Annotated in this window: 10 protein-coding genes and 1 riboswitch; all 10 genes read left to right on the top strand. The window is 43.8% G+C overall.

Annotated features, from left to right (window positions below; all coding sequences use genetic code 11):
- Positions 1 to 966: DUF5696 domain-containing protein (locus AB4Z17_RS07360; protein ID WP_441959005.1), on the top strand; the 966-nt coding region annotated here is incomplete at its 5' end.
- Positions 966 to 1,859 (top strand): carbohydrate ABC transporter permease, encoded by an 894-nt coding sequence (locus AB4Z17_RS07355; RefSeq protein WP_076269451.1) that lies wholly within the window; start codon positions 966 to 968, stop codon positions 1,857 to 1,859. The genes AB4Z17_RS07360 and AB4Z17_RS07355, both read left to right, overlap by 1 nt.
- Positions 1,856 to 2,839 carry a carbohydrate ABC transporter permease gene (locus AB4Z17_RS07350; RefSeq protein WP_076269452.1) on the top strand — a complete coding sequence of 328 codons (984 nt, stop codon included), beginning with the start codon at positions 1,856 to 1,858 and terminating at the stop codon, positions 2,837 to 2,839. The genes AB4Z17_RS07355 and AB4Z17_RS07350 overlap by 4 nt, the downstream gene beginning before the upstream one ends.
- 305 nt (positions 2,840 to 3,144) lie before the next feature.
- A complete protein-coding gene (locus AB4Z17_RS07345) occupies positions 3,145 to 4,515 on the top strand; it encodes an ABC transporter substrate-binding protein (protein WP_441959003.1) in 1,371 nt (456 codons plus the stop codon).
- A gap of 259 nt (positions 4,516 to 4,774) precedes the next feature.
- A complete protein-coding gene (locus AB4Z17_RS07340) occupies positions 4,775 to 6,760 on the top strand; it encodes a methyl-accepting chemotaxis protein (RefSeq protein WP_441959001.1) in 1,986 nt (661 codons plus the stop codon).
- Positions 6,761 to 6,907: 147 nt separating this feature from the next.
- Positions 6,908 to 7,109, top strand: a riboswitch (cobalamin riboswitch).
- A 170-nt stretch (positions 7,110 to 7,279) separates the two neighbouring features.
- The gene (locus AB4Z17_RS07335) at positions 7,280 to 11,002 is read left to right on the top strand and encodes a DUF4430 domain-containing protein (protein WP_441958999.1); all 3,723 of its coding nucleotides are present in this window, start codon (positions 7,280 to 7,282) and stop codon (positions 11,000 to 11,002) included.
- A 76-nt stretch (positions 11,003 to 11,078) separates the two neighbouring features.
- Positions 11,079 to 12,599 carry an S-layer homology domain-containing protein gene (locus AB4Z17_RS07330; protein ID WP_441958997.1) on the top strand — a complete coding sequence of 507 codons (1,521 nt, stop codon included), beginning with the start codon at positions 11,079 to 11,081 and terminating at the stop codon, positions 12,597 to 12,599.
- Positions 12,600 to 12,819: 220 nt separating this feature from the next.
- Positions 12,820 to 14,949, top strand: a complete 2,130-nt coding sequence (locus tag AB4Z17_RS07325) for a right-handed parallel beta-helix repeat-containing protein (RefSeq protein ID WP_441958995.1) — start codon at positions 12,820 to 12,822, stop codon at positions 14,947 to 14,949.
- 186 nt (positions 14,950 to 15,135) lie between these two features.
- Positions 15,136 to 16,914 carry a glycerophosphoryl diester phosphodiesterase membrane domain-containing protein gene (locus AB4Z17_RS07320; protein ID WP_441958993.1) on the top strand — a complete coding sequence of 593 codons (1,779 nt, stop codon included), beginning with the start codon at positions 15,136 to 15,138 and terminating at the stop codon, positions 16,912 to 16,914.
- Positions 16,915 to 16,947: 33 nt separating this feature from the next.
- A complete protein-coding gene (locus AB4Z17_RS07315; RefSeq protein WP_441958992.1) occupies positions 16,948 to 17,673 on the top strand; it encodes a uracil-DNA glycosylase family protein in 726 nt (241 codons plus the stop codon).
- The last annotated feature ends 27 nt before the right edge of the window (positions 17,674 to 17,700 follow it).

Raw genomic sequence — 17,700 nt, 5'->3', positions numbered from 1 at the left:
GTAAATGGGCTGCTGGAGAAGGGTGTCGCCAATCTGAAGGTCATTTATTACGGCTGGCAAAATCAAGGCGATTACGATCTTTATGACCGTTTTCCAATTGAGGAGTCGCTAGGCGGCGAGACGGCTGCCAAGGCTTTTGTCTCCAATATGACAAAGCATGGCATTGACGTCATGTTCGAGGATGATTTTGTCTGGATCGATTCGGACAATTCCGATTTATCTGGCAAAACGAACGGTATTCGCGGCATTGATGAAACGGTATTTGTTGATGAGGGATGGTTTATCAGCAAGCCGTCACGCACCGTTGCCATGGCCTATCAAACGATTGAGAAGCTGAAGGAGATCGGCATATCCGGCATTTTGTACAACTGGATGGGTGAAATGGTATTCCATGACTATGATCAATCAGGCATAGAAACTCGTTCGGACACGATTGCTGTATACGATGGCTTGCTCGAATACACGCAGAAGACGCTTGGCACGGCTGGCGTATATCGCGGGAATGACTACGCAGTTGGCCAAAGTGATTTTATTGCTAATTTGCCGCATGAATCCAGCTACGATTTCATGGTCGACGAGACGGTTCCTTTTTATCCCATCGCGCTTCATGGTTATGTATCGTATTCGTTTGGAGATGGCAATCTTCGTAATGATGTAGAAACTGAGTTTTTAAAAGCGATTGAATACGGAGCCGTTCCTTCTTTCTTCCTCACACATGAGGATTCACGGAAGCTCAAGTATACGGCTGCGAGTTTCTTATTCAGCAGTCAATATGAAAAGTGGACAGATCGCATTTTAAAGGAATACGAGGCTTTCGATTCCCTAGCAGGTTTGTATTCCCAAACAATTAAAAATCACGAAAAGCTGTCTGAAAATCGGTTTGCTACCGTTTATGAGGACGGCACACGGGTAATCGTCGATTACAACAGCAAGACGTTCGTCGTAGAGAAGGGAGTGGGCGCCTAATGCAAGCAAAAGCTAGAGTCCGTGCTGCGCGCCTTCATCTCTGGAAGCGCTACGGAATGGGACTGCTGTTCATGCTGCCATGGATTATCGGGTTTGCGATGTTCGTCATTATCCCGATTAGCTGGTCGTTATTTATGTCCTTTAACAAGGTGCAAGTAGCGGTCGGAGGATTTAAATATGAATGGGTCGGATTGCGCAATTTTCGGGATGCTTTTTTGAAGGATAACATTTTCCCAATTGAACTTATCACTTATTTCCAAGAAATGCTGCTAATGGTTCCGATCATCGTTATTTTTGCCCTGCTGATCTCATTAATGCTGAATCAGAAATTCCCTGGACGATTTATTTTCCGTGCGCTGTTTTTTCTTCCAGTTATTTTTGCAACAGGGCAAGTGCTCTCAGAGCTGTTCTTGCAAGGAGCGGGAGATATTCCATTCCTGGAGCAGTACAATTTGCTTCCGATAGTTGAGGAATATGTTGGCAAGCAATTTGCAGAGACCGTAATGGCAGTGTTGGGCAAAGCGATTCTAATTTTATGGTATTCGGGTGTGCAGATTCTAATCTTTATTGCCGGTTTCCAGACGATTTCACCAACGATTTATGAGGCTGTGCGGATCGATGGCGCCTCCCCTTGGGACAGCTTCTGGAAAATTACGCTGCCAGCCTGTGTGCCATTCATCAGCTTGAATGTGCTCTACACGATTATCGACCTGTTCACATTCCCGCTTAATCCTGTGCTGAAGCATATTAAAGACAACATGTTTAAGGTCGATACCGGTTACGGCTACGCCAGTGCGCTCGCTTGGATTTATTTTGGGCTCATCTTCGCGCTGATCGCCCTCGTATTATGGCTGTTTAACCGGAGCCTCAAGACAAGGAGGGTACATTCATGATTACTGCGATGAAGTCTGAGTTCGAGAAGGTTAGCCGCAGCGTAAGGGGAGTTCTATGGGGCCGCAAAGCCCAGAAAACGAAAATGCTGGTGCTCGGACGAAGCTTGTCTGACGGATTGCTGGCGAAGCTCATCATCTATTTGCTGCTCTCGATTGTCGCTTACCTTTATTTACAGCCGATTCTTTATATGGTCAGCACGATGTTTAAGAACATGAGTGATCTTCTTGATCCGACGGTAAAGTGGATTCCGCGCGAGATTACTTGGGAAAATGTGACGAAAGCGCTGAAAGGTTTGCAATATCCGGAAGCGCTCAGAAACACTGCCCTTATATCGGTGACATGCTCGCTCGTACAGGTCATTATTTGTGCGATGACCGGCTATGCGCTTGCTAGGCTGGAGCTGCCATTCAAGGGACTTTTTACGGCGCTGATCATATTGACCTTCTTGATTCCGCCGCAGGTTATCATCATTCCGCTTTACGTTATATTCAGCAAGCTCGGCTTGTTGAATTCGATTTTTGTGTTTCTCATACCGGCTATATTCGGGCAAGGCCTTAAGGGAGCATTATTTATTCTCATATTCCGGCAGTTTTTCAAAGCGCAGCCGCCAAGCTTGGAGGAAGCAGCGAAGCTGGACGGAGCTTCTACAGCAAGGCTGTTTTTCGGAATTATGCTGCCTCTGGCAAGGTCAGCGTGCTTAGTCGTGTTTCTCTTCTCATTTATTTGGTACTGGAACATGTATTATGAGCCATCGATGTTTCTTACCAAAGGCTTCACGCCGCTGTCGATCCGCCTAGATATGCTGGAGGATGTGCTGAATCCGTCCTTGCTCGGAAATACGCGAACCATCGTTAATCCGATTACGGAGAGCACCAAAATGGCCGCAGCCTTCCTTATCATTTTACCGCCGATCATCGTGTTTATGTTCCTTCAGCGCTGGTTCGTTAGCGGTATTGAAAGAACGGGAATTGTTGAATAGTCCGCTGTCTGCGCTAAGGTGCAGCAGCTCTTTGGGGGGGTGATGTTTCGGCAAACAGCTGCTGGAACGGTTTCAACGTTATAAAGAATGCTAAACCGCAAAAAACGAGGGGAAGGCTTACGGAAATAAGCCAATGCTTATGAAGCCAGTTTTGCTCTACAAAACTTAAAGCTTATGCTTACGAAGCTAGTTTTGCTTCACAAAACTTAAAGCTTAAGCTTACGAAGCCAGTTTTGCTCTACAAAACTTAAAGCTTATGCTTACGAAGCTAGTTTTGCTTCACAAAACTTTTAGGAGGCCAAAAAATGAAAAACAAAAGCGCTTTGACATGGATGTTGTGTATGGTCTTGTTATTTTCAGTCGTTCTCTCAGCTTGCTCCGGCAATGGAGAAAAGAATAAAACGACTAACACTCCTTCTAATAATACAGCGACAGATGCACCTACGGATGATGCAGCCAAACCGGCTACAGAAGAGAAGCATGAGCCTGTTACGATTAAACTCATTTCATGGTCCGATTCCTACACGGAATTATACAAAATGTTTAACGAAAAATATCCATGGATTACAATTGAACAGATTCCTGTAAACGGCAAACCAATTATGGAGATTATCGCTACTTTGGAAGCTGCAGGAACACCAGCCGATTTAACTTGGATCGACAGTGATTTGATCTCATTTGACCAAGCTGGCTTGGTTGAGGATTTGACTCCTTATATCGAGAAGGATATGACATTCCAAGATGTTCAGCTGCCTCAAGGATTTTTTGATACGATGACGTATAAAGACAAAAAATTGGCTGTGCCATTCGTTGACGTTCCGATGTGGATACTCGTCAATAAAGATTTGCTTGCTAAGCATGGTGTTGAAATGCCAGCAAATGATTGGACTTACGATGATTTCCGCGATATAGCCAAAAAAATTACCGATCCAGAAGCAGGGGAATATGGCTTAACAACACAGCCGGAATTTCAAATGCGCGTTCTTAGCACAAAAGCAATTGCTGACGGACATGCTGCAAACATTCATTACCTAAATGAAGATTTGACACAAAGCTTGCTCAATACGCCAGATGTAATGAACGATGTTAGATGGCTTTCAGATTTTGTGTGGAAAGACGGCTCCATGCAGAGCAATGCGAAGGCTAAGGAACAAGGCGATGTATCAAGAGAATTTATTAACGGTAAAACGGGCTTTGCTATCGGCGGAGACTGGGTACTTCCAGGCCTCAAAAAGGATGCAAAATTTGAATGGGATGTTTTGCCTTTCCCAAGAGGAAAAGTAAGCCAACCAGGTTATAGTATTTATGGTCCGCTTTCACTGCTCAGCGGTTCCAAGCATAAAGAAGAAGCTTTCCTATGGATTAGCTTCCAATTCTCCAAAGAAGCCCAAAAATGGAAGATTGACCAAGGGGCAAATGCTTCGGTCATCGATCCTGAATTGACAGCTTATTATGATGAAACGCCAATGTGGGAAGGCAAAAACAAGGAAGCTGTAAAAATTGCAAAAGAAAATGCAAAAATTCAGCCGGGCGTAACCATTCCTGCTTGGTCTGAATACAACTGGAACAATATTTTGAATGAAATTATTTTTGATGGAGCAGATATTAATAAACTGATCCCAGAAACGGAAAAATGGAATAAACGTACGCTAGAGGTTCGTGAATCGTTGAAATAATCGGAGTCTACCTTTAGTAGGCTAATCTCGAAATCACCCTATGTCGCTTAGTTTGCGGCAATAGGGTGATTTTTTTGTATTAATAAGGTATGTGGATAGCCTAAGCTTAGTAATTCATTAACTTAGTCATATAAAATAATTAATAATTTCAATATAAATATGTATTATTTAAGAAGTTTCAATCTAATTGGTTTAATTTACATAACAATTTAGTTAAACTGGCTTAATATAGATAAATTAACAATGGGGGTTATCAAAAATGAAGATGGGATTACGCTCGTTGACGAATAAATTTATGCTAGTCATGGCCGCCGCATTAGTCATAATCGTTAGTGTGATTCTCATGTATGAATGGAAATCCACTCGTATAGCTGTTGAGCAGCAGCTTCTGGAAAAGGGTCGCACGATGGTTTTATCGCTAGCTCGCACACTTGAGAATGTTACGGAGCAGGATTTTAAAACAGGTGTTGTGCTAGATGATGGAACGAAATGGGACGGAAACAAGCTTAAAGAGGATTTTTTCAACGATACATTGACTGTAAATCCTGAAAGTGAGAAAGTGGCAGAAAAAAGACTAAAGGACTCATCCTATGCGGGAAAAGAATCGATTTTGTACAATGGAGAGTCCATTCCGCTATCTCAATATGAACTGAAATATGATAGTGCCTATGACCGTTATACGGATTACCGCTGGCAAGGCATTATGGATAGTTTTCTGACGGAGGAAAATGTTATTTTTGCTATTGCAGGCGCTTATTCAGAAAATCCGAATTTTGCGGGCTATATCCCAACACATAATAGCATTTACAGCCCGATGGGAGAAGAATCAAAAGATGCTTGGGGCGACGAGGGACTTCTTAGTCAAAACTATCGGGCCAATCGGATTTTTAACGATAAAACAGGCTACAATGCCGCTACGAATACGAAGACGGATGATGTGCTCCTGCAAAAATATAATAGACTCATAGACGGGAAAACGGTAGAAACGTGGGATATTTCCTATCCTTTAATTATTGAAGGCAAACATTGGGGCGGGGTACGTGTTGCATTGTCAAAAGAAAAGGCAGATGCGCTCATCGCTTCAGAAAGAACGATGGTTGTCATGCAGTTTGGCGGCCTGATGGCTGTTGTATTGGTTATTTTGTTTCTTCTATCACAATTTATGGTAGGACGTAAGCTTCGCAATATTGTTCATGCAGCAATTAATCTTAATTCTAGCGAAGCGGATCTTACCTATCGCATAGAAAATAAAGGAAATGATGAAATTGCTCGCCTTGGTGAAGAAATCAATCATTTCATTGCCCATATGCAAAGTTTAATGCGGACGATTCGGAACAATGCCGCATCCGTATCGGATTTTGCAGGCCGATTGGGTGTAGGCTCGCAGCAAAGCCGAGAGCTCTCCTCGCAGCTTGCTTCCTCTGTGAATGAGATGGCAATTGGCGCGGAAAATCAAGCGGACGGGGCAGTTGAGGCAGCTCGCTCAATGGAGGAAATGGCGACGAGCGTAGGAAGGATTGCTCACTCCTCGAGCCAAATGTCGGAAGCGTCGAACGATATGCTGCAAGCAGCGGAGCTGGGCCATGAAAAATCGGATCAAGCAGTTGGTCAAATGGAACGGCTTGGCGCGGCAACGGCTTCGATATCACGAGTGATCGGGCAGCTTAATGAGCGCTCTTCCGAAATCCAAGAGATGGCAGGCACGATTGCTGCTATTGCAAATCAGACGAATTTGCTCGCTCTAAACGCTGCTATAGAAGCGGCGCATGCAGGGGAGTATGGCCGTGGATTTGCAGTTGTATCAAGTGAAGTGAGAAAGCTGGCTGAACAGGCTTCGGCTCATGCGGGCCATATCGAAGAAACGATTAATGAGGTGCTAGCCTTGACTGCCGATGCTGTTGGCGCGGTCACTGCAGGAGAGCAAGAAATGGAACAAGGATTACTCATCGTTCAGGAGCTGAAGGTATCATTTGATACGATATGGAAGGAATCCCGCCTTGTTGCCTCACAAATTGAAGACGTATCTGCTTCAACGGAGGAGATGGCAGCAGGCAGCGAGGAAGTGAGCGCTTCCGTTGAATCGATGGCGCAGGTAGCCAAGGATACTTCCACTCATGCTGCGCAATCGGCAGCGGACACTGAGCGGCAAAATCAGCTCGCAGCTGAAACGCAGCAGCTTGCTTCATCTGTAAATGAGCTTTCGGAGGAGCTTCAGCGCTCGATTAAGAGATTCAAAATTGAGTAATTTGGAGCTGAAGTATATTTATGATGAAATACTAGTCATAGGCGCATGAAATCGAATAGGGAATCGTACAAGTTGAAAAAAAACGGTCAGAACCTTTGTCTAATCCTTTCAAATTTGATACAATTCACAAAACAAGCACTTACAATTTCATAGAATAGCTAATATGGTGCTGCCGTGAATCTATCATTCACAAGCAGCTTAATAGGGAAGTTCGGTCAAAATCCGACGCGGTCCCGCCACTGTATCGCGGAGCAGACGATCATGTTGTCCACTGTCATATCATGACGGGAAGGAGATCGTCTAAGCAATGAAGCGAAGCCAGGAGACCTGCCATAGGAGCGCTCTATATTTCTCACGAGGATGGGAGGGAGATGTTTATTCGTGCTTTTGCAATAGGTGGATTCCTATGCTTCCATGCGCACGTGTTTATCCAAACATCTTTCCACAAACGGAAAGATGTTTTTTTGTTGCCAAAAATGATTAAAGGGAGAGAAAACATTGCTTAATTTTAAGAGATTTATGAAAAAGAGTTTGCCTGCAATTTTAAGTTTTGTATTGGTGTTTACTTTATTTGCACCACAAGTAGGTAAAGCGGCAGATCATTCTGCGAATACGTCATTGAATGAGATGATTGATAAGACGGTAGAGTATTATAAAAACAAGAAAAAGCCGTTGACATCGTGGGTGGAAATCGTAGCGCTTTGGGGCGCGGGCGTAAATTTAAACGACGGCAACTGGCAACTGCCAAGCTGGGAGACACAGGAGCCTACAAATCCGGTACTAAAACCGGATAATGGAGGAACTGAGCATATCCGTTACATATTCGGATTGCTTGCTATGGGCGAAGATCCTGCTCATGCGTGGGAAACAGATCGCAATCTGTATGCCGAGCTGGCATCGCAGCAAGATGCTGCTACGGGAGCCATTGGTTCAACAAACAAACATATGTGGGCAATGCTTGCACTTGATACTGGCGAAAAGCTGGGCAGCAACGTTGGAAAATGGGATGCAGCTGCTAAGAAAAAAGCAGTAGATTTTTTATTAAGCAAGCAACTGGCTGATGGAGGCTTTGCTTACTTCGGAACGAAGTCTGATCCAGATATGTCAGGGATGGGACTGCTTGCACTTGGAAATTATCAGGATGACAGCGCTGTTCATGCGGCAATTGAAAGAGTGAAAAGTTATTTACAAACGATAAAGCTAAACCAAGAACATATTATGTTTAGCGACAATAACTCGAATAGTCTATCCACTGTAGTGACCGGAATAACGGCTATTGGCGAGGATATTTTGTCTGATGTCTGGACAGCGAACGGTAAAACGGTACTTGATTCTTTCTCTTTGTTCCAGCTTCAGGATGGATCATTTAAATACCTTCTTAGCGGCGGATCTAATGGAATGGCGACTGAGCAGGCGCTTATTGCCCTGCTTGATATTAAATATCAGAAAACGGTATGGCATCGTTTAGAGGAAATTAAACAACCTATTTCTGTCAATATGAGTGTTGATGGCGTTACGGGTTCTGTTTATGGCAAGCAACCGGTAAACTTCACTCAAATTAAAAGGCCGACAGTGTTGGATGCGTTTAAGACCGCTTTGGATAATGCCTCACCAGCAATTTCCTACATTATTGTAGACAGCAGTTATGGCCCTTATATTAAAGGGGTTGCAGGACAAAATGCGGGCACCTTTRGCGGCTGGGATGGCTGGGTGTATTCAGTCAACGGCATAGCTCCGAACGTAGGCGCAGGTTCTTACAAGCTTAAAGCTAACGACGAGGTTCGTTTCTTCTATAGCCGTTATGCAGATATTACAACTGGAACAACGCTTGTAAATGGCGCAACTAATCCATCAGTTGATGTAAAGCTTGTTGGAGATGAGTTCAACAGCAACGCGCTAGTTAAGAGCAATTGGAAAATTAACTCTGACGTATCGGGACTGACGATTGAGTCGATCGTGAAAGAAAGCGATCAAAAGATTAAACTTCATTTGTCAGGCAAAGCTACAGAAAAAGCAGTGACCATCCAAGCATTGGGAGCAGCTTTAGTTGGTAAAGAAGACAGCACTACAATTACGCTGCGGGTTCCTGTAACCGCTAAGCTGCAGGTAGATGGCCGTTCCGGTTCGATTTATAGCAAACAAGCGGTAACGGTGAAAAACACGGTTAAGCCAGTCACTGCATTAGATGTGCTAAAACAAGCACTCAATCAAGCAGATCCTAAAATCAGCTATAAAATTGAAGACAGCAGCTACGGACAGTATGTTTCTGCCATAAACGGAGAAGCAGCGGGTACATTTGGCGGTTATGATGGCTGGATGTATGAAGTGAATGGCATTGCTCCAATGGTTGGCGCAGGTGAATACGAGCTTAAAGAAAACGATGAGGTTCGTTTCTATTACAGCAGATGGCCGGCTATTTCTTCGGGTTCGAAGATTGCCAATGGTGCTGTAGATCCATCGATTGAAGTAAAACTTGTAGGCGATGAGTTCACTAATCAAGCAACGGACATTAAAAACTGGTCAATTGATCCAGGAAATACAGGCCTTCAAGTTAATACCTTTACGCGAGATGGAAATAAAATAACGATTTCGTTAACTGGAACTGCAACTGGCGGCGCGATTACGATTAAAGCGCTTGGGGCTGCTTTTGTTGGCGGACAAGATAGTGAAGATCTAATCTCAATTGCCGTACCACGTGTTGTTGGGGATACAACGGATCAAAGCTTTGCCATCAACAAAAACGAGAAAGAGGTTGTAGTTGGCGCAGCAAGCGGTGGTCAAGTAACAAACAATGTAACACTTACGTTTGAAACAACAGCATTGCCAAAAGTAACAGCGACACGCGGTACTACAGTACTTGAAATTCCAGCTGCTACAGTGGTGACAACAACGACATGGGATAAAGCACTAGCACTCCCAAAAAATCTAAGCATCGATGAAAGTGGTCTGGCTTCCAAGCTGGAGGCCGTTTTATCAGCTGACAGCAAGAAAGTGGAATCCATAGCCGTTCGCATTCAAGTTGGCGGTTCTGCAAAAATTCAATTTAATCAGCATGTATCCATCACGCTGAAGGGTCAAGGCGACAAGGAAGCTGGTTTCATTGATCAAGCAGGTGTATTCACGCCAATTAAGAAATATGCAGATTCATCCGTTCGTACGGATGAGGTTTATGCTTACAAAAAAAATAACGACTTAGTTATTCAAACGAAACATTTTACACAATTTCTTGCTTACAAAACTGCTGCTGTAAACAATCCTGGCGGTGGCGATGGCGGTACTGCTCCAATTGTTCAGAAGGTTACACTGTCCGTTGAGAAACGTTCGATAAACGAAGGGGATTTCGTTGCACCAATTACGGTAACTATACAAGATGGCGATACTGCTTTTACTGCACTGAAACGTGCACTTGAAGATAAAAGTATAACTATTGATTATTCCGGATCAGGCTCAAGCACTTATGTGAAATCGATAGGCGGTCTTGCTGAATTCGATAAAGGCAAGGAAAGCGGCTGGATGTACTCCGTTAACGGCGTTTTCCCTAAAATTAGTGCGGGTTCCTATACTTTGAAAAATGGAGACGTGTTGCGCTGGCAGTATACGAAGGATTTAGGTAAAGATCTTGGCGCTCCAACAGAGCCAGGTGAATCAGGTGGAATAGGCGGAGTAGGCGGTGGCGATAAGCCAGAGCAGCCTAATGCAACGAAATACTCAGATGAATCAAAAATTGCAAGCTGGGCTTTGGAAGCAGTAAACAAAGCAACGGCACTAGGCTTCATGCAAGGCACAAGCACGAGCAATGCAACATTCGAGCCTAAACGTAATTTGACACGTGCTGAATTTGCAGCGCTAATGGTTAAGTATTCCGGAGCAGACCCTATTATGGAGGATTCCGGCTTTAAGGATGTTAACAGTGGGGCATGGTATTATGGTTATGTTAAAGCAGCCAAAGAAAAAGGATTGATGTCAGGTGTAACTGAAACTTCTTTTGCACCGAACCAACCGATTACAAGACAAGAAATGGCTGCCGTTTTAGTTAGACTTAAAGGTCTAGCTGATGAGAATGCACCACAAGCAGCAATTAAGGACCGTGACGCTGTTGCAGCGTGGGCTGTTCCTTATGTAAATGTAGCTTACCAAAAAGGTCTGATGACAGGAGATAACGGCAAGTTTAATCCACAAGCTCTTGTTACACGTGAGATGGCAGCTGTTACGATCATCCGACTTCATGAATTGAAATCATAATTTACTAAGCTGTCTCGTAGGCTATTGCAATAGCTGCGGGACAGCTATTTTCTTGAAAGGAGAGTGTGGATTCAGGATGAACAAAAAATCCGTATCACTTAAATCGTTATTATTGATGATTATATACGCATTAATGCTTTCTTGCGTCAGTACGGCTCTGCTGCCTATGCAGCGCGCGGCAGCGGCAGAAACGATGGCGGTAGAGAATGAAATGACATCAGCTGCGAAACAAATCTTAAGCAGCGGCACCATTAGCGATTGGGAAGCGATTGCCTTATATCGTTCTGGTCATGCGGTGCCAGCAAGCTATTTAAGCGGGCTGACTTCTTATTTAAAAGAGAACAAAGGTGAATTCCGCAAAGTAACCGACCTTGAACGAATGGCTATTGCGATTAGAGCGGCAGGTGAAGATGCAGCCTCCTTCGCTGGCTACAATCTCATTCAAAGCATCTACAATCATTCGAGAATGACGAATCAAGGCAYAAATGGCGTGATTTTTGCATTGATTACTTTGGATAGCGGCAATTATGAGGTGCCAGCAAGTGCCATATGGACACGTACGAAGTTAATAGACTGGCTGCTCAGCCAGCAAAATACGAGTGGAGCATTCCCGCTATCGGAGAAATCCGAGGATAATTTAGATATAACCGCCATGGCGATTAGCGCACTCGCTCCTTACCAAGAGCAAGCAAAAGTGAAAAGTGCAATCGATAAAGCTGTAAAATGGCTGTCTTCTGAGCAGCAAGTAAATGGCGGCTTTAACGCGTTTGGTGATGACAACAGTGAGAGCGTAGCTCAAGCTATTATTGCTTTGTCAGCTGTAGGAGTTAGTCCAATGGAATCCAGTTTTATGAAAAAGAACGGGAATCTCCTAACGAGCTTATTAAGATTCCAGCTTGCGGATGGCAGCTTTGCACATGCACTTGGTCAGCCATCAAATGAGATGGCAACGGAGCAAGCGTTGATGGCGTTAGCCGCGTACGACCGCTATAGCAAGCAAAAGCCGGCGCTGTTCAACATTTCGGCGGATACAGAATTGACGGACAGCAAGCCGCAATTTGTAGACAATAACCTCATTTCCGTATGGGCCTATGAGGCCGTTTATAGCGTGTTCGAAGCCAAAGTTATGGTAGGGGTAAGCGGTTCGGAGCTTCGCTTTGATCCGAAGAAGCAGATGACAAGAGCTGAGTTCGCAACCTTGCTCATCAATCTATTGGAGGAAGCCCCTGCTAATGAAGCAGCCAAAGTGTTCAAGGATGTTCAGCCTGGCGCATGGTATTACGGAGCCATTATGCGTGCCAAGGAACTGGGCATCATTCAAGGGATTACAATAGACTCGTTCAAACCGAACCAAGCGGTAACAAGACAAGAAATGGCGATCATGATTGCCAAAGCTTTCAAGCTTAAGGGCAGCACAGATTCACTTCCTTTCAAAGACGAGAGCAGCATTCATGAAAGTGCAAAAGCATACGTCAATGCCGTATATGTAAACGGCTTGATGCAGGGCTCGAACGGCAGCTTTAATCCGAAAGCGGTCGTTACGAGAGAAATGGCAGCCGTAGTAGCCGATAAACTGCTGGAATTGCCGGCAGCCTAAATTCACAAGAAGCGAAATGAAAGAGCAAGCTGCTCTTTTGTTTCGCTTCTTTTTTTGCATCTTCATACATAGGAAGGAAGCCCCTTTTTTCACTAAACGAACCAAATTCAGGATTTTGTTCTTTATAAAGAATATTGGTAGTGGTATATTTAAGAGGTTGAAAGGAGGAGCACTTATTTCTTGCAATCAGATGATTTGAACCGCAAATAGGAGGCTTAAAGTGAATATATTAAAGCTAGTCATGTCACTAATGCTTGGATTACAGCTATTGCTAATACCTAATCAGGCTTCGGCAGAAGCGCCGGATTCTAAAGACTATTATCTAATTGAACTATCTAAGTTTGGCATTTATAACGATGGTACACATCCTATTGAGACAACAAAGGGCATTAACAATGCACTGCAATGGGCGGTTAAAAATGGGAAAACGACGACGTCACTGCCGCCGGGTACCTATTTAATCGATAAAGCTAACCGGATTAATATGGTCAGCAATATGGTGTTTGATCTCCCGATGGATGCGGTGCTCCAGAAGGAAACAAATGATAAAGAGTCGTATCAACTCATGTATTTGGGTTATGGCGTTCATAACGTCACGCTGAGAGGCGGGACCTATGCAGGTGACAGGGAAACACATAACTATTCTAAAAAAGACAATAAGCACAGCTCAGGCACACATGAAGCGGGTTATGGCATTTTTACGCAAGGAGCTTATGATATTACCATTGACGGCGTGAAATCGATTAATTTTACAGGCGATGGTCTCATACTAGGCGGTTACGGCACGATGGCAAAGGATTTGTATGAAGACCATTTTGTATTAGGCGCATTCGATGATAAAGGAAAAAATGTCGCGAATGCCAAAAAGCTTCGAACGAAGCAGCCGCTTAATTTTACGAATACGATTTTTAAAACAGAAAAACAATTTGAACTGTCGAATGCGATTAAACTGCCAAATAAATTTGATATCTTCTTCTATAAAGCGAACGGAGCTTTTATTAAGAAGCTGGCAAATGTAAAGGTGCGCGAGCTCATCGACATACCGGAAGGAGCGACGCAGTTCCATCTTGTATTCGAGCAAGCGACCAAAAAAGGCGCCTATGTGGAATTTTGGAACAAAAGTGTAACGAAAAACGTGGTTGTGAAAAATTCTGAATTTGCTTATAACCGTAGGCAAGGGATTACGGTCGGCGGTGCTGACCAAGTACTTATTGAGAACAACGTTCTTCATCATATCAAAGGGACGATGCCGCAGTCGGGAATAGATGTGGAGGGCGGTTTTGGCGAGAACGGACACCGCAACAGCAATATTACGATCAAAAGCAATAAATTTCACGATAATGCTTCGTACGATGTCATTCTATATGATGGAAAAGACGCAATCGTAGAAGACAATCATTTGGCATCAAAAGGTGCAATTGGGCTAGCCATCTCCGATCCATTTAAAGGGGCCATGATTAAAGGCAATCACTTTGACGGCTCTCGCATTGCAGCGGCTCATGATGCCACATTTATCGATAACAAAATGAATGATTCCTATACGTCGTTTACGGGTCCTAATATCAAAATAGACGGCATGACCTTTACGGACTCTATGTTTTTAATTAGTGCGAAGGATGCTTTTGGAGTGAGTGCATCGAACATCGTTATGAATAACAACAAAAAGAGTGATTCTGGTCTATCGCTTTGGGGAAAACCGATTCGATTGAAAAACATAACGATTAACGGCGAGGGCAAGCTTAGGGTCGTAACGGGCGGAATAACCGAGGGCTCGATCATCGATAACTTAAAGGTAACCGGCTTTAATACCGATTCCGGGTTAACGCTGCCTCCTGCCACTTACAACAACTGCGAATTTATCGGAGCCGCGGGAACGGGCAAATTTGGATCGATTGCGATTTCACAAGCCGGCAAATATGTGTTCGATGGCTGTTCCTTTCAATCACCGCCAGCGCTTAGCACATTAGTGATTGCTGAACATCCGAAGCTTGATTTGACGATCAAAAATTCGACGTTCGAGCTATTAGGCAACTCTCAAGCTATTAGTGTACAATCGGCGAAAAACCTGCTGCTGGAGAATAATACGATTACAGCGGAAAAGCTAACCTCCGATAAGACGGAGATTGTGCGTATTAACGATTATTGGAAACGAAATGATCCGCATGATGTTCTTAAAGCAGTGATTAGAGGAAATACGATTAAAACCAATTTGGCGGCAATCGGCATCACTACTTTGTACGCGGGAACAGGAGCGCCTGCCTACATTATTGAAAACAATACCTTATACACAGCTAAGCTGGTTCAAAAGAAAAACGATATTTTGAAAAATAATTCGATTAAGAAACAATAGGCTGGCAGATGTTAGCTTTTATAAAAATGAGCATCCGTTTTCTTCACTTGAAGAGAACGGATTTTTTATTGTATTTTTCCGATTCGACGCGGGGGTAGGTAAATAGCTATAATAAGGAAATGAAGTTGCTTAGCAATTCCATTTCTTGCTTTATTGATTACCATACAATGAATAGGATGAATGTTCATGCTCAAGCGGCTTGGTAGAAGTATCCGTGACTTTCGTGAAACTTATAAGCAACATTTGTTGTTTGAATATTTATTTATGCTCCTAACGAGCTTTGTCATCATTCCGATTATTTCTTTTATTTTTAACCGTATGCTTCGTGTACTTGGATCGGGCTCTGTATTGAATGGCGATGTATATAAAATTGGTCTGAGCTACACGGGCGTTGCTGGGTTAATTGCGATCTGTTTAGTAGCTGTACTTGTGCTTTTTATCGAGTTTGGCGTAGTTATTACGATTTCTCAGCAGCATTATTTTGGCAAACAGGTATTGATCTCAGATGCCGTGCTGACGACGCTGAGACAGACGCCTAAACTATTTGGATTCGGCTTGATTCAGCTGTTGTTTTTCCTATTGTTTCTTGTGCCGTTTATTGAATCGCCGCTGTCAACTTCCCTTTTTGCACAATTTAACGTCCCGATATTTTTTAACAGCCGCGTCTTGAGCTCGTCTATGATGATGCTTTCTTTATACGGCTTGTTGCTTTTGGCGGGCGTGTACACCATATTGAGATGGATTTTTGTTTTGCATTTCATTATGATCGAAGACAAATCCATTCGAGTAGCAATTAGAAGCAGTCTCTTATTGACGAAGGGAAAGCGGTTATCGATCTTTGTTAATCTGTTTTTGCTAAATGTGTTCGTATTCGCGCTTGGTTTTGTCGTCATCTCATCTGTTGCATATTTGCCAGCGTGGCTGGACATCAATGTGCTAAAAGCGGTGTCCAATCATTATTCATTAACGCTAACAACGGTGCTAACTTATATGTTCACTTTGCTGCTCGTGCCGATTAATATTATCTTTTTGACAAGGCTCTTCTATCACTTTAAACGTACACGAGGCGTAATGCCGCGAGATCAGCTCCGTTTATTCAAAAATGGCTGGGTTGGCCCCCTTGAGCAGCGTCTTATGACTTTTCTAAAAGGCAGAACGAGGAAACGAGTGCTCTACAGCTCTATATTGGCTGCTTATTTAGCGCTTGCGCTGTTTGTCAGCTATGCGGCTAATGATCAATTGGTTTATGTAAAATGGAGCGTGCTCTTGTCTGCTCATCGCGGCGATACGCTCGTTGCGCCGGAAAACTCGCTGGAAGCGATTCGCAGCTCAGTGGCGCAAAGCATTGATGCTGTTGAAATTGATGTACAGATGACAAAGGATGGCGTAGTTGTCCTGAACCATGACTATAATTTACAGCGAATGGCGGGTGTGCCGAAGCGGGTGAGCGAGCTGGATTATGACGAAATTGCGAGGCTGAACATTGCCAAAGCTGGCGGTGAACCCGATGAGATTGTGCGAATCCCCATGTTATCCGAGGTGCTTGGAGAAGTGCTGGGGAAGTCGAAGCTGATCATTGATCTTAAGCCATACGGTTCAGGCGAACAATTGGCTGAGCATGTTGTTGCATTAATTGAACAATTCGATATGGTGCAGGACTGTTATATTCAATCATTCGATCGGTCTACGCTTCAGCATATTCGGTCACTGAACCCTGAAATTAAAATTGGGCAAATTTTATATTTTGCACTCGGTGATCTTTCGCTTCTTGATGTTGATTTTTATACCATCGAGCAGATTATGCTGACAGAGCAGCTCGTGGAGCGTGCGCATAAAAAAGGYCGTGAGGTATGGGTGTGGACAGTGAACAGCGAGCGGAATTTAAAAGAGGTGCTTAAATTCGAAATTGACGGCATTATTACCGACTATCCTGCGCGCGCACACAATATGGTTGAGCTGAAGTAAGAACATACAGATTGAGCGGAGGGGCGGTTAACGGTGACACAAATTGAAAAATATAAATCCTTTATTGAGTCGCTCCCGCCCGGCAGCTTGTCCAAGGAGCAGCTGTTTGTAGAACAATTGCTTCTTCATGAAGAGCAGGACATGTCGATTTATTACGTGCCTTACGAATATGTGAATATTGCTGCTAAAGTGATGATTATTGGCATTACGCCAGGCTTTACCCAAATGGAGGTAGCCATACGAAGCGCGCGGGAGGATCTTGTAAACGGGGTGTCTTTTGACCTCATTGATCAACGCGCGAAGAAGCTTGCCAGCTTTGCAGGCTCTATGCGAAAAAATTTGATCGACATGCTCGATCAAATTGGATTGCCAGCAGTACTTGGCATAAAGAGCAGCGAGCTATTATTTTATGAGCTTAGAGATTTACTGCATACAACTTCAGCAATAAGGTATCCCGTGTTCATAAAGGGTAAAAATTACACTGGGCACAGCCCTGTTATTTTGAAATCAAAGACGCTATATCACTATGCTGAGAGTATCTTTCTTCCAGAATTGCTGGCGGTAAAAGATGCGCTTGTCATCCCGCTTGGCAAGTCGGTATCCGATGTAGTAAAGCATTTCGCTGACAAGGGATGGATAGATAAAGAAAGATGCTTGTTCGAAATGCCGCATCCCTCAGGAGCAAATGGTCACAGAAAAAGCCAGTTTGAACAGAACAAAGCACAGATGCAGCAGCAAGTAATGACATGGTTCAGCTAACTATATAACAGCTACAGAAATAGAAAG

This window comes from Paenibacillus sp. TAF43_2, assembly GCF_052113545.1.
GTDB lineage: Bacteria > Bacillota > Bacilli > Paenibacillales > Paenibacillaceae > Pristimantibacillus.
This window is presented reverse-complemented; position numbering and strand designations above follow the sequence as displayed.

Bases quoted from the DNA above. Each gene is read 5' to 3' on its own strand.
- AB4Z17_RS07355 (WP_076269451.1), top strand. From the start codon at position 966: ATGCAAGCAAAAGCTAGAGTCCGTGCTGCGCGCCTTCATCTCTGGAAG.
- AB4Z17_RS07350 (WP_076269452.1), top strand. From the start codon at position 1,856: ATGATTACTGCGATGAAGTCTGAGTTCGAGAAGGTTAGCCGCAGCGTA.
- AB4Z17_RS07345 (WP_441959003.1), top strand. From the start codon at position 3,145: ATGAAAAACAAAAGCGCTTTGACATGGATGTTGTGTATGGTCTTGTTA.
- AB4Z17_RS07340 (WP_441959001.1), top strand. From the start codon at position 4,775: ATGAAGATGGGATTACGCTCGTTGACGAATAAATTTATGCTAGTCATG.